This is a genomic window from Metabacillus mesotrionivorans, from assembly GCF_052171315.1.
Lineage (GTDB): Bacteria > Bacillota > Bacilli > Bacillales > Bacillaceae > Bacillus_P.
The window spans coordinates 1-12266 of the sequence record NZ_JBQMFF010000003.1 but is presented as its reverse complement, the minus strand read 5'-3'; the positions used below and the strand labels follow the sequence as shown (position 1 = coordinate 12266).

At 44.8% G+C, this 12266-nt stretch carries 14 protein-coding genes, 1 tRNA gene and 2 riboswitches; of the genes, 8 read left to right on the top strand and 7 right to left on the bottom strand.

The window, feature by feature from the left end; genetic code table 11:
* Positions 1 to 51: 51 nt before the first annotated feature.
* Together ACTSEZ_RS10045 and ACTSEZ_RS10040 are read right to left on the bottom strand one after the other, a co-directional pair.
* Positions 52 to 124: transfer RNA gene (locus ACTSEZ_RS10045), tRNA-Ala, on the bottom strand.
* Positions 125 to 231: 107 nt separating this feature from the next.
* Complete coding sequence (locus ACTSEZ_RS10040) at positions 232 to 732, bottom strand: hypothetical protein (RefSeq protein WP_369734108.1); 501 nt, start codon at positions 730 to 732, stop codon at positions 232 to 234.
* Between the two features lie 177 nt (positions 733 to 909).
* Between ACTSEZ_RS10040 and ACTSEZ_RS10035 the strand changes: the two genes are divergently transcribed.
* On the top strand, positions 910 to 1281 hold the full coding sequence (locus ACTSEZ_RS10035; RefSeq protein ID WP_369734107.1) for a hypothetical protein: 372 nt from the start codon (positions 910 to 912) through the stop codon (positions 1279 to 1281).
* A gap of 82 nt (positions 1282 to 1363) precedes the next feature.
* On the opposite strand, the gene ACTSEZ_RS10030 is transcribed toward ACTSEZ_RS10035, so the two are convergent.
* Positions 1364 to 1852, bottom strand: a complete 489-nt coding sequence (locus ACTSEZ_RS10030; protein ID WP_369734106.1) for a DinB family protein — start codon at positions 1850 to 1852, stop codon at positions 1364 to 1366.
* Between the two features lie 56 nt (positions 1853 to 1908).
* Positions 1909 to 3558, bottom strand: coding sequence for an AMP-binding protein (locus ACTSEZ_RS10025; protein ID WP_369734105.1), 1650 nt, complete (start codon positions 3556 to 3558; stop codon positions 1909 to 1911).
* Positions 3559 to 3694: 136 nt separating this feature from the next.
* Between ACTSEZ_RS10025 and ACTSEZ_RS10020 the strand changes: the two genes are divergently transcribed.
* Entirely contained in the window at positions 3695 to 4597 is a 903-nt protein-coding gene (locus ACTSEZ_RS10020; protein WP_369734104.1) for a DMT family transporter, read from the top strand.
* 45 nt (positions 4598 to 4642) lie between these two features.
* Here ACTSEZ_RS10020 and ACTSEZ_RS10015 read toward each other — a convergent pair whose 3' ends face one another.
* Complete coding sequence (locus tag ACTSEZ_RS10015) at positions 4643 to 5707, bottom strand: peptidase MA family metallohydrolase (RefSeq protein ID WP_369734103.1); 1065 nt, start codon at positions 5705 to 5707, stop codon at positions 4643 to 4645.
* Between the two features lie 118 nt (positions 5708 to 5825).
* Between ACTSEZ_RS10015 and ACTSEZ_RS10010 the strand changes: the two genes are divergently transcribed.
* On the top strand, positions 5826 to 6347 hold the full coding sequence (locus tag ACTSEZ_RS10010; protein WP_369734102.1) for a GNAT family N-acetyltransferase: 522 nt from the start codon (positions 5826 to 5828) through the stop codon (positions 6345 to 6347).
* Between the two features lie 17 nt (positions 6348 to 6364).
* The gene (locus ACTSEZ_RS10005) at positions 6365 to 7243 is read left to right on the top strand and encodes an NAD-dependent epimerase/dehydratase family protein (protein WP_369734101.1); all 879 of its coding nucleotides are present in this window, start codon (positions 6365 to 6367) and stop codon (positions 7241 to 7243) included.
* Between the two features lie 446 nt (positions 7244 to 7689).
* Here the strand turns inward: ACTSEZ_RS10005 and ACTSEZ_RS10000 are convergent, their stop codons facing one another.
* Both ACTSEZ_RS10000 and thiT read right to left on the bottom strand, forming a co-directional pair.
* Positions 7690 to 7878 (bottom strand): hypothetical protein, encoded by a 189-nt coding sequence (locus tag ACTSEZ_RS10000; protein ID WP_369734100.1) that lies wholly within the window; start codon positions 7876 to 7878, stop codon positions 7690 to 7692.
* A gap of 92 nt (positions 7879 to 7970) precedes the next feature.
* Complete coding sequence (thiT, locus tag ACTSEZ_RS09995; protein WP_369734099.1) at positions 7971 to 8543, bottom strand: energy-coupled thiamine transporter ThiT; 573 nt, start codon at positions 8541 to 8543, stop codon at positions 7971 to 7973.
* A 105-nt stretch (positions 8544 to 8648) separates the two neighbouring features.
* A riboswitch (TPP riboswitch) is annotated at positions 8649 to 8749 on the bottom strand.
* 140 nt (positions 8750 to 8889) lie between these two features.
* Positions 8890 to 9001, top strand: a riboswitch (TPP riboswitch).
* Between the two features lie 92 nt (positions 9002 to 9093).
* Between thiT and ACTSEZ_RS09990 the strand changes: the two genes are divergently transcribed.
* The 4 genes from ACTSEZ_RS09990 to ACTSEZ_RS09975 are packed head-to-tail and all read left to right on the top strand — an operon-like array spanning position 9094 to position 11923.
* On the top strand, positions 9094 to 9387 hold the full coding sequence (locus tag ACTSEZ_RS09990; protein ID WP_369734468.1) for a thiamine-binding protein: 294 nt from the start codon (positions 9094 to 9096) through the stop codon (positions 9385 to 9387).
* Positions 9362 to 10147 carry an ABC transporter permease gene (locus tag ACTSEZ_RS09985; protein WP_369734098.1) on the top strand — a complete coding sequence of 262 codons (786 nt, stop codon included), beginning with the start codon at positions 9362 to 9364 and terminating at the stop codon, positions 10145 to 10147. The genes ACTSEZ_RS09990 and ACTSEZ_RS09985 overlap by 26 nt, the downstream gene beginning before the upstream one ends.
* A 14-nt stretch (positions 10148 to 10161) precedes the next feature.
* On the top strand, positions 10162 to 11163 hold the full coding sequence (locus ACTSEZ_RS09980) for an ABC transporter substrate-binding protein (RefSeq protein WP_369734097.1): 1002 nt from the start codon (positions 10162 to 10164) through the stop codon (positions 11161 to 11163).
* 1 nt (position 11164) lies between these two features.
* Positions 11165 to 11923, top strand: coding sequence for an ABC transporter ATP-binding protein (locus tag ACTSEZ_RS09975; protein ID WP_369734096.1), 759 nt, complete (start codon positions 11165 to 11167; stop codon positions 11921 to 11923).
* Positions 11924 to 12266: the final 343 nt, after the last annotated feature.

Sequence of the window (12266 nt, the reverse complement as noted above, 5' to 3'; positions counted from 1 at the left end):
CAATTATTTTATAAAACAAAAAAACCCTTGCTACACAAGGGTTTCCGGATATGGAGCATAACGGGATCGAACCGATGACCTCTACGCTGCCAGCGTAGCGCTCTCCCAGCTGAGCTAATGCCCCGAATAGAATTAGTGCCAGTTGCTTCTGGCGATATACTAAATTATACTCCGACATTCACTATGTTGCAATAGAAAAAACAGTCAAAACGAAAAAAATTTTGACTGTTTTTATTTGCTTTCGGTTACTCCGAAAATTTGCTCATGGACATATCCATTTACAGCAATATCTAAATCATGAAAATAACGGTGGAGAGTCAGGACAGTGTCACCGTTTCCTGCGATGACACTGTCGGCATGCATGGTGATGGCTTTAAGATCTGCTTTTAAAGCGGAATCTTCTGTCAGGGGAATGAAATGACCGGCATAGGCCTTGGCTGCTTCAGCCCGGGCAATTTGGTCAGGCATGTTCAGATCATTGATTCTTTCCCAGCCGGTTGTTTGATTATAGAACCCATGAAATTCTTTGATGAATGCACCTGCATCAGCGTATTCAGGATTTTCTGTGTCCCCATAATCCTGTACTTGCTGAGGGTGCCGGTTGGTTTCAGCGGCAGTTGGATTTTCTCCAGCACCGGTGTTTTTCAGGTAAACCATTGTCCAGACGCCAATCACCCCGGCGGTTAAAAATACCATAGCAGCTGCAGCTGCAATTTTAAGTCCTTTATTCAAGATTACAAAACTCCTTTTATTTAAGTACGACCTATTAAATGATACCATTATTTTCTTTATCTGGATGTCTCGTGGACAAAAAGAATCAAAATTTACATAGGCTTATTACACTATTTTGTTCTTTATTGAGAACTTATCGTGTAAAATACTAATGTCAGGAAATCTTTGTAAAAGGAGGTGAACATTCTGAAAAAGTGGAAACATGCAGTTATCGCTTTCGTCCTTATTTCTGCTCTTTTTGCTCCGACATCTGCTCTTGCTTCCGGATACAATTATTCGCAGCCGCAGCAAAATTCGTTCGACTCGTTTCTTGATTCGGTCTTCTCTTATTTCTTTGGCGACAAGAATACGAAATATGACTATGGAAGCAGCCAGAAAAACAAGTATGAAGCAAATACGGTGAAATACGACGGCAAGTATTATTATTGCTGGACCAAATTCTGGTGGGGATGGGGCTGGAAAAAGTATACGAAGAAAGAATGGGAAGACTGTTTCCCGCAAGTTCCTAAGGAGTCATGGGAAATCTGGAAGAAGTGGTATTGCTGGTGATGCTCCTGAGTACATAATCGGGAACAGAAAAAGCGCAGACGGTGTCTGCGCTTTTTTATATGTCTTCTGTGAGAGCCTCTCTTCAGGAAACCGCACTTCGCACTTCGAGCAGCTGAAGAAGATGTCTTTTTTCATGATATCCGATAAATTCAATCCACTGTTTTAGAGAAAGCTCTCCGAGATGCGGATGCTTCATCGCCTTTGCTTCCAGCTCGTGTTCAGGGGCTGTTTCTGCAAAGTTGATGAGTTCACGCCTAGAGCGGTCAAGTTTTGAGAACAGCTCTTCTTTTGAAAATGGGCCTTCTGCCGGCTTCAGGTTTTCAGGTGCCGGCACTTTGCGTGAGCGGTCAATGACGAGTTCAAGCGCTTTTTCTGAGGCATCCTTTTTCTCGCCGTTCATCAAAACGTGCTTGAGCCCGCCTGTTATGACGGTTTCCATCAGATAGAGATGGTCGAGAATCTGTCCGGGGCTCCAGACGTCCTGTGAAGGTTTCATGTTCAGCTGTTCATCTGTCATTTGTTCTGTTTCTCTTTTCAGTTCTTCTCTTACGTTCAATGTATAGTCGAGCATGGTGATCTCTCCCTTCTGCCGTTATTCTATCAAACTTGCCCGCAGGAAATCTCTTTTCAGCTTTTTTCAGACAGTTCTCTGGCCAGTTCCTGTTTCACCTGCTCCCTGAGTTTGTATTTCTGGATTTTTCCTGAAGCGGTCATCGGATAGTCTTTTACAAAGGTGTAGTATTCAGGGATTTTATAATGGGACAGCTGTCCTCTGCAGAAGGCTTTTACGTCATCAGCAGTAAGTAATGCACCTTCTTTTAAAACGATGCAGGCTGCGACTCTTTCTCCGTATTTTTCATCCGGAACGCCAATCACCTGAACATCCATAATGTCTTCGTGGCGGTAAAGGAACTCTTCAATTTCACGGGGATAGACATTCTCGCCTCCGCGGATAATCATATCCTTGAGGCGTCCGGTGATGACGACATAGCCGTGCTCATCCATTGTGGCCAGATCGCCAGTGTGAAGCCAGCCCTGCTTATCAATCGCTTCCTCAGTAGCCTCCGGCATTTTGTAATAGCCTTTCATGACAAGATACCCTCTAGTGCATAGCTCGCCCTGCACGCCTCTTGGCACTTCTTCTCCTGTAACGGGATCAATAATTTTCACTTCCACATGCGGATGTGCCTTGCCCACCGTTTCCACTTTGCGTTCGATGGAATCTGTTACAGTCGTCTGCGTAATAACAGGCGAGGATTCTGTTTGTCCGTAGGCGATTGTGATCTCAGACATGCCCATGTCGTTCATCACTTTTTTCATCACCTCAATCGGACAGGTGGAGCCAGCCATAATGCCTGTTCTTAAAGTGGAAAGATCGTATTTTTTGAAATTAGGAGAGTTCAGCTCTGCAATAAACATCGTTGGCACACCATGAAGCCCGGTGCATTTTTCTTTTTGAACCGTCTGAAGAACAAGGTCAGGGTCGAATTCCACAATCGGAACCATTGCCGCCCCGACTGAAACGCAGGCAAGCACGCCAAGAACGCAGCCGAAGCAGTGGAAAAATGGAACGGGAATACACAGGCGGTCTTCATGAGTCAAGTTCATCGCACTTGCCACTAAAAACCCATTGTTGACGATATTATGATGAGTCAGCATAACGCCTTTAGGAAAACCGGTTGTACCTGACGTATATTGCATGTTTATAACGCCTTCAGGTGTGAGCAGACTCTCGCGTTCTGCAAGTTCTTCATCGGTCACTTTCATGCCGCGGATGAGAAGGTCGTTCCAGCTGAGCATTCCCTCCGGTGCTTCGTTTTGTCCTATGTAAATGAGATTCTTCAAGTAAGGGAGTGCAGGCTGTGAGCTGTTTTCTGAAGAGGTTTCAGTCGTGATGGAGCGGACCAGATCAACGTAAGATGTTCCCTTAAAGCCGTCGATTAAAAAGAGAGCGGCAGAGTCGGACTGCTGCAGCAAATACTTGAGTTCACTGCTTTGATAGCTGGTGTTGACAGTGACAAGCACGGCCCCGATGCGGGCTGATGCAAACTGAAGGAGCAGCCATTCAGGAACATTCGTGGCCCATATGGCAATGTTTTCGCCTTTTTTTACGCCGAGTCCGATTAACGCTTTTGCAAGTTTTGTTGTCTCGCGGTAAAACTCATCATAGGTATAGCGGATGTTTTCTTTTGAATAGACGACCGCATCTCTATTTCCGTATGCAGAAACGGTGTCTTTCAGTAATTGGCCGATGGTTTTGTTTTTGAGTGATTGCATAGGACCTCCCGGAACAATAAAATGGTTACGCTTTCATTATAACTATTTTTTGAAAGTTTTGAAAATAATATTCTGCAAATTGCCGGGTCCGTCATGCAGTATAATGGAGAAGAGTGAATGGTGAAGGAGAAAAAACATGAATAAAACAACTTTATATCCATATATCGCACTGGCTGTGGGGGTTGCGGCTGTTTCAACATCCGCTATTCTTGTCAAACTGACATCTGCTCCTGCGCCGGTTATTGCGTTTTACAGGCTGTTTTTTTCCACGCTGCTTGTTCTGCCTCTTTTTCTGGCAAAATGTCTGCCTCAGCTGAAGACGATGTCACGGAAAGACTGGAGCTATTCCGCCCTGGCCGGAGTGCTTCTTGCCTTTCATTTTATCCTCTGGTTTGAATCTCTGAACTACACGTCTGTGGCAAGCTCGGTTGTTCTCGTAACGCTGCAGCCTCTGTTTGCTTTTATCGGAACGTATTTCTTTTTTAAAGAAAGGGTTTCAGTCAGAGGAGTAATAAGTGCCCTGCTGGCGATTGCCGGCAGTGCCGTCATCAGCTGGGGGGATTTCAGGATCAGCGGCCTCGCTCTATTTGGTGATTTTCTGGCTCTCGCTGCATGCGCGATGGTCACGGCATACCTTCTTTTTGGCCAGGGCGTGAGGAAAAGGCACTCTCTGACGCTTTATACGTTCATCGTATATGCCGTAAGCTCTGTGACACTTCTAATCTACTGTCTGGCTCTGAAGTATCCGCTCAGCGGCTATCCGCAGCAGGACTGGATGTATTTTCTTCTGCTTGCGGCAGTGCCGACCCTGCTTGGGCATTCGCTGTTTAACTGGTCGCTGAAATGGATTTCGACAAATGTCATCTCGGTCGCCATTCTGTTTGAACCTGTGGGCTCAATTATCCTTGCCTATTTCTTTTTGGCGGAAACGGTTCTCCTTACGCAGGTGATTGGCGGCGGAATCATTGTTGCCGGTGTGCTTCTTTTTATGACTGAGAAAAAAACCAAAGCAGAAATTCCTGAAAAACAAGCCGTGTAAAACGGCAAAGAGCACCCGGGCTGTTCCCTGGTGCTCTTTGCATCTTTACTGCTCTTTTAATTTTCTCTCTAACTCTTCATACGTATATCCGGTTTTATTTTTAAGGGCTTCTTCAAAGCTTCCGGCTGCTTTTGTTTCCTTCAGCAGCTGGAGGATCATCTCTTCTCCAAATTCATCAGCAAGCATCTTTACCGCATAATAGCTTTGAGTATAAATGTCTGCGTCCGTGCTTTTCTCAAGGGCATTTGCCCAGTCTCCCGGATTGATGAGATCGTAAAAAGAAACGGTAGTCTGAAGGGGGATAAGCACCTCTTTCCCGTTATACCCGGCATATTCAGCCAGTCCTTCATTAAACCAGATCGGGATTTTGTAAGGCTCAATGCCAAGCTTCTCAAGTTTCTTTTCTAAATAATAATGAGAATACTCGTGGTAAAACGTTTCAATCACAACAGGAGATGAGGCATTGTATTCATCGGGAATGACAACTGCCATCGTTTTTTTGTTGTGGTCGTAAAATCCCATATAATCAAGATAATCAAGCTCGTGCAGAGAATCAGGCGATTCGTCTAAAAGAAGAAGGTCTATAGGCTGATCCTCGATTTCGCCGAGCAGACGCCTGCTTATTTCTCTTGCCTGTTTAAATTCGTTTTCTGCCAGTTCAAGATCCTTTTTCTTAAGTGACGGATAAAAAACGGTCATATGTGAGATTGTTTTCGTCATTGCCTGGTCTTTGTAATCTTCGTATGGATCAACCGGAAGAAAGGCATTGACCTGGAATTCGAATTTTTCACGCGGGCTGATGCTCTGGTAATTCACATGAGTGGTCATGATGTTCATCAGCACAACGAAAAACAGCGTAATGATCAGGCCGATGCTTGTTGCCGAAAGGGCGATCGTTCCTGACAGCCCTCTGAAAAAAAGAAGATTACGTTCTTTGCTGTGAATCATTTCGTATACGGAATAGATAAAAAGGCCAAGGAGAAGCAGGCATATGATTGTGCCGGAAATAACAGACGCCGGGATATTTAAAAAGAGAAATAAAATGTAAAAGACGGCGGTAAAGTACACGATATAAAAAATGGACAGGGCGGCATGAAGTACGATTTTCACGGTAAGCCTCCAATTGATTAAGTCTAATAAACTTATTCTCTGCAAAAAAAGAAACTCCTTTTGAAACAGGGTTTTTATTGAAAGTTGTCGAATTTTAGTCAGCAAGGAGTGTTGAAAAATGAAGGTACTGATCAGAAAAGCTGCCAGAGAAGATGCAAAGCAAATTGCCATTGTACACGTTGACAGCTGGCGGACAACGTATAAGGGAATCGTAGCAGATTCATTTTTAAAAAATATGACTTACGAAAGCAAAGAGAAAATCTGGTGCAGGATAAATCCGGATACTGTGTTCGTTGCAGAAGATGAAGAGGGGAAAATTGTCGGGTTTGCGGGATTTGGTCCGTCCAGGTCTCAGGAATACGGCTATGACGGCGAATTATACGCCATCTATCTTCTGAAAGAAGCACAAGGCTCAGGTGTTGGTAAGTGCCTGGTTCGTGCGGCAGCAGAGGAGCTGATAAAGTTGAACTATCAATCGATGATGCTGTGGGTGATGAATGACAACCCGTCGAAGGGGTTCTATGAACGGTACTCTCCTGAAAAAGTGGGAGAGGATACGTACGAGATTGAAGGCACCGATCATCCGGAGACAGCATTCGGCTGGAATCTGAAGGAATTGTCAGCGCGGCTGAATACATAAAAGGAGATGAAACTGCATTGAAAACCGCGTTAATACTTGGAGGCACACAGTTTTTTGGGAAGAGACTTGTTCATAAGCTGCTCGAGGACGGAGTGATTGTGACGGTTGCAACAAGAGGAAGAACCCGGGATGATTTTGGAGACGGGGTTGAGCGTCTTGTCATTGACCGGGAAAAGAAAGAATCAATGACCCGGGCTTTTGAAGGAAGGCAATGGGACACTGTCTATGATCAATCCTGTTTCTCGCCGCTTGAAGCCAAAACGGCTTATGAAGCGCTTGAGGGTAAAATAGGCCATTATATCTTTACATCAACAATGGCTGTCTATGAATTTGGCAAAGAGCGAAAGGAAACGGATTTTGACCCGCTCTTGTTCGAACCGACCTTTAAACACCGTAAAGAATATGGGGGAATGGCCGGTTATCAGGAGGCAAAGCGCGGTGCCGAAGCGTATTTGTTCCAGAATGCGAAAGTGCCTGTTGCGGCTGTCAGGCCTGCTCTGGTCATCGGAACAGATGATTACACCGAGCGCTTCTTATTTCATGTAGACAAAGTGAAAAAGGAAGAGCCCATTGGCGCGAAAAATGACAATGTTTCTTTCAGCTTCACTTCATCTGAAGATGCTGCAGGTTTTCTATTTCATGCAGGAAAAGAAAGGCTGACAGGAGCGTATAATATAGCGTTTGAAGACAATTTCTCCCTGAGAGAACTGATCGGCAGGATTGAGAGAGCTGCAGACAAACCCGCAGTCATTACAGGGGAAGTGACAAAAGAAAACGCGTCCCCGTACGGTCTTCCGGGTGACTGGACGCTGGATGTGACAAAAGCACAAATGACAGGATATTCTTTTGGAAACATGAACGACTATGTTGAGAGTTTAATAGAAAACCTGCTGTAAACTCCCGCGGGAGTCTCTGTGAAGCAGGGACTCTTAATAAGCCTCCGTAGCTCTAGAAGGGAAGAGCGCCGGAAACAGTAGAACCGGGTCGCAAGGCAAAGGTTTCAGAAGCACCGAAAAGCAGCTATGCTGAGGCAGGCGGAATTCCTGCCGGTGAAAATCCGTAGGGAAGCGTGTTCCCCTTAGCCTATGCTTACGAAAGGAGTGCGGGTTCGAATCCCGCCGGAGGCATAAAAAAAGATCCGGCAGACATCTGCCGGGTTCTACTTTTTGTTAAGGGAATTATAAAAAATAAAAGGCCGTTGATAACATAACAAAGTTATCATCGGCAAGCGGAAGCGCCTAGATCCTCTGTCAGAACAAATCCGTCAAAAAAGTCAAAACCGGACTTTTCCGCCGGATTCTTATCTGCCTATCGGAGCGGGCCTTGGCGCTTGCGCTTTTGTTCAGATTTGCTGGTTAAAAACCGCTGCAAAATAGGCAAAAACAAATCCGAGCGGAAATGAAAAAACAACGGACCATCCTCTGACAGGGCCATCTTCGCCGCTGATCCGCAGCGCTTCAAAGTAGCCATACAAAAAATGACAGATGGATAGAAAAAAAGCAATCAGCATGAGGGAGTATGTGAGATTCATTTCATGGCCTCCATTAGGAAATCTATTACTATTAATACATGCTGAAAAAGAAGAGATTATGATAAAAAGCACCGGATTTCCAGTGCTTTTCTCTATTTTCTATTTACTATCAGCGCTTTTGAAGTCAGCAGCATCAGCACAAGAATGATCGTACAGATGATAAATGTCGGAATCATGTAGGATGCATTGTACCCTGCTGAATAGAGAAGCACCGGCTGATCTCCAGCAAACTCAGCGAAAAAGACGGCGCCTGCGAGTGTATGGGCTGCAAATCTCAGGAAGCTTCCAAGGAAAGCGGCAAGTGTGACATAAAGGATCAGGCGCCCTTTGTTTAAACGATGAAGTGAGTTCTGAATCTGTTTATAAAAAATACCTCCGGCCCCAACTACTGTAAAGGCGGCAAAGTAATCTAGAAAACCCTGTACAGGATGGACAATGGTCGTATAGCCCATGACCGTCTGCAGAAGGCCGAGGAGAAAGCCTGTCAGCAGTCCGCCTTTTAGACCGTGGCGAAATCCCATGATCAGTACGGGCACCATTGCAAGTGAAATTGAACCTCCCTGCGGCATTTTGCCAATAAAGCTTGTTGCTAAATCCAAAAGGAAGGCAATTGCAGCAAGAATCGCTGCTTCTAATAAAAAAACCAGGCGCTTATTTGTTTGCACGATTTTACCCCTTTTCGGCATTCGACCGGGGCCTTTTCTCCATGAAAAAAAGCAATGCGGGGAATGTCGGATGGTTTCCACGCACTGCTTTGGTTGGGTTATCACTTGAATCCATCGCCACATCCCTACGTAAGCTTTAACTTAACAGGTTCAACGGGTCAGAACATAACGTTCACTCTCAGCCGGCGGCTCCCCAAGTGGTCAAATGCGATATATGATTTAGACACTACTATACAGGAAACTGCAAAATTCGACAAGCCTAAATTCTATTTTTTTTCAGAAAATAGCGGAAAGTGTTTTCCTTTCTTTACAAGTCCTGTAAAACTTGCTATAGTTTCCATGAATCTTATAGAAGCGGGGGAGCTGAGTGAACTCGGCTGAGAGGATACTGATTCTTGTATCGACCCTTTAACCTGATCTGGGTAATGCCAGCGGAGGGATACAGGAAAAGAGTCTATTTTCCATGAACTTTGCGAATGCTTAAGGCTGCCCTAACCGGCAGCCTTTTTTGCGTTTTCTAAGAGATTCACAGAAAGAAAAGGAGGAATTAATCATGTCCAGTGTAAATCTAGCATTTCAGGTACTTCCGAAATCAGCAGACGGGAATACATACGAGATTGTCGACAAAGCCATCGAAGTGGTGCAGCAGTCGGGTGTCAAATATGAAGTTGGCGCGATGGAGACCGTTATGGAAGGTGAGCTCAATCATCTGCTTGAAATTGTCAAACAGGCTCAGGATGCCTGTATCGCTGCAGGTGCAAGCGAAGTGATGACGCATATGAAGATTCATTATCGCCCTGCTGAAGGAGTAACTATGGATGAAAAACTCCAGAAATATCGCTGAATCTTTACCTGGAATGGCGCTGCCGGCAGGAGTTCTGACTGTTTTACTTTTCATGTGGGAAATGGCTGTCGCGCTTTTTGAAATTGAGAAGTGGATCCTGCCGAAGCCAACAGACATTTTTCTTACATTGTTTGAAATGAGAGGAACGCTCGGTGTGCATATCCTTCAGACGCTTTCTGAGGCATTGCTTGGACTTTTAATTGCGGCAGCTGCAGGTGTGGCCATTGCTGTTTTAATCGACCAGTCCAAATGGATTAGAAGTGCTGTGGAACCGCTGCTCGTTCTTTCGCAGACAATTCCGATTATTGCTCTGGCACCGCTTTTGATTATCTGGTTTGGCTTTGGAATGCTGCCGAAGGTTATTGTAACAGCGCTAGTCTGTTTTTTCCCGATTGCTATTAATCTGGCAGACGGATTCAGCCAGGCTGACAGGGATATGGTCAAGCTGATGAAAACAATGGGAGCCGGTAAGCGCCAGCTCTTTCTTAAATTAAAGCTGCCCGCTTCTATGCCGTATTTTTTTTCCGGTTTGAAAATTGCGGGAACATACAGCGTGATGGGGGCGGTAATCGGTGAATGGCTGGGGGCAAGCAAAGGTCTTGGGGTTATACTCACCAGATCCTCGCAGTCTTTTCTAACAGAAAAGGTATTTGCAGTGATCATTGTTATTGTTGCACTAAGTCTCTTAATCTTTGCTGCCATTGAACTGCTGGCAAGATTGGCAATGCCCTGGAAGTACAAAGCGCACAAGCAAAACTGATATGGAGGAATTCAATGAAAAATCTGCGGAAAATTCTCGTCACAGTATTCAGTGCATCCATTTTGATGACAGGATGCGGTTCAGCTGAGAACGCCTCAACTGAAGAAACAAAAAAAGTAAAGGTCATGCTGGATTGGTTTCCAAACACAAATCATACAGGTATTTATGCTGCTAAAGAGAAAGGCTTCTATAAGGAAGCGGGACTGGACGTTGAAATTGTAGAACCGGGTGAGGGAGTAAGCGCAGACCAAATTCTTGCATCGGGCGAGATTGATTTTGCAGTCAGCCACCAGGAAAATATCACGCATGCACGATCTGCCGGCCTGCCGGTCGTTTCAATTGCAGCTATTATTCAGGAAAATACATCCGCGTTTGCCTCTTTGAAAGAAGAGGGAATTGTATCGCCTGAAGATTTTGAAGGGAAACGGTACGGCGGCTGGGGTTCACCAACTGAAGAAGCAGTGATCCGTGCTGTTATGAACCAGGATGACGCAGACTTTGATAAAGTGGATTACGTCACGCTCGGTGCGACTGATTTCTTTAAATCGATAGGCAGGGATACAGACTTTCAATGGATTTTTGAAGGATGGGATGGAATTGAAGCTAAAAGACAGGGGGTCGAACTGAATTATATCTATCTTAAGGATCTTGACCCTGCGCTTAACTACTACACACCAGTCCTTGCTGCAAGCGAGTCGAAAATAAAGAAAGAGAAGGACGTGGTCGGGGCTTTCATGCAGGCCACAGCACAAGGATATGAGTTTGCCATTGAAAGTCCGGACGAGGCAGCGGATATTCTCATTAAACATGTGCCTGAAATAAATAAAGAACTTGTAAAGGAGAGCCAGAAGTGGCTAAGTAAGCATTATAAGGGCGATGCAGAACAATGGGGCATTCAAAAAGAAGAGGTTTGGGACCGGTATGCGGACTGGATGTATGATAAGAAACTGATTGAAGAAAACATTGAACCGAGTGAAGCCTACACAAACGAATTTTTGCCGAAGGATGGAAAGTAGCATGCTGACGCTTAAAGGAGCAGGCAAAACTTATCCTGGAAATCAGACCGTCCTGCTTCCATCTGATCTTATAGTAGAAAAAGGGGAATTTGTCAGCATCATTGGTCCAAGCGGATGCGGAAAAAGCACGCTTCTGGATATCATCGCCGGGGTAAACAGCCCAAGCGTCGGATCTGTTCACTACAGAGGGAAAGATATAACGAATCAAACAGGTCACGCCGGGTATATGCCTCAAAGCGATGTCCTGTTTCCATGGAGAACGATTCTTGAAAATGTTATTTTGCCTTTGGAGCTTCAGGGAACAGGAAAAGACAAAGCTCGCGCAGAAGCACTCTCATTATTTCCGCAGTTCGGTCTTGAGGGATTTGAACATCATTATCCATCTATGCTGTCCGGAGGAATGAGACAGAGGGCTAACTTTCTCAGGGCCTTTCTGAGCGGCAGAGACCTTCTATTATTGGATGAACCTTTTGGAAAGCTTGATGCGATGACAAGGCTTGATCTTCAAAAATGGTTTATCAGAATATGTGAAACCTCTGGAAAAACAGCTCTCTTTATCACACACGATATGGATGAGGCAATCTATCTTTCTGACAGGATTGCCGTATTTTCTCCGAGGCCGGGCAGGATCATTGAACAAATACCCGTTCCCTTCGGCCGGCCCAGAACGGAGCATATTTTTACATCGCCTGAATTTCTTTCAATGAAACAAAAACTTCTGAATCTCCTTCATTCAGAAAATGAGTCAGAAACGCGCTGATTTCAGTGCGTTTTCTTTTATAACATTTTTTTTGCAAAAAGATAAAAATGCTATTGCAATGGGGAAATCAGCGTGGTATATTATTATTCGTTGCCGCGAAAAACGTGTGAGAGCAACGGTGCCTGAGAAAAAGAAAAGTAAAAAAAACGCTTGACTTTGTAAAGGTGATTTGTTATTCTAATAAAGCTTCGCAGGAAGCGAAAATGATCTTTGAAAACTAAACAAAACCAAAAGCGTACCAAACGTTTTAAAATTTTTAAGTCAGCAACATTTATGAGTCACAAATTTTCTTCGGAGAGTTTGATCCTGGCTCAGGACGAACGCTGGCGGCGTGCCTAATACA

Bases quoted from the DNA above. Each gene is read 5' to 3' on its own strand.
- ACTSEZ_RS10025 (WP_369734105.1), bottom strand. From the start codon at position 3,558: ATGCAATCACTCAAAAACAAAACCATCGGCCAATTACTGAAAGACACC.
- ACTSEZ_RS10020 (WP_369734104.1), top strand. From the start codon at position 3,695: ATGAATAAAACAACTTTATATCCATATATCGCACTGGCTGTGGGGGTT.
- ACTSEZ_RS09985 (WP_369734098.1), top strand. From the start codon at position 9,362: ATGAAAAACTCCAGAAATATCGCTGAATCTTTACCTGGAATGGCGCTG.
- ACTSEZ_RS09975 (WP_369734096.1), top strand. From the start codon at position 11,165: ATGCTGACGCTTAAAGGAGCAGGCAAAACTTATCCTGGAAATCAGACC.
- ACTSEZ_RS10030 (WP_369734106.1), bottom strand. From the start codon at position 1,852: ATGCTCGACTATACATTGAACGTAAGAGAAGAACTGAAAAGAGAAACA.
- ACTSEZ_RS09980 (WP_369734097.1), top strand. From the start codon at position 10,162: ATGAAAAATCTGCGGAAAATTCTCGTCACAGTATTCAGTGCATCCATT.
- ACTSEZ_RS10000 (WP_369734100.1), bottom strand. From the start codon at position 7,878: ATGAATCTCACATACTCCCTCATGCTGATTGCTTTTTTTCTATCCATC.
- ACTSEZ_RS10010 (WP_369734102.1), top strand. From the start codon at position 5,826: ATGAAGGTACTGATCAGAAAAGCTGCCAGAGAAGATGCAAAGCAAATT.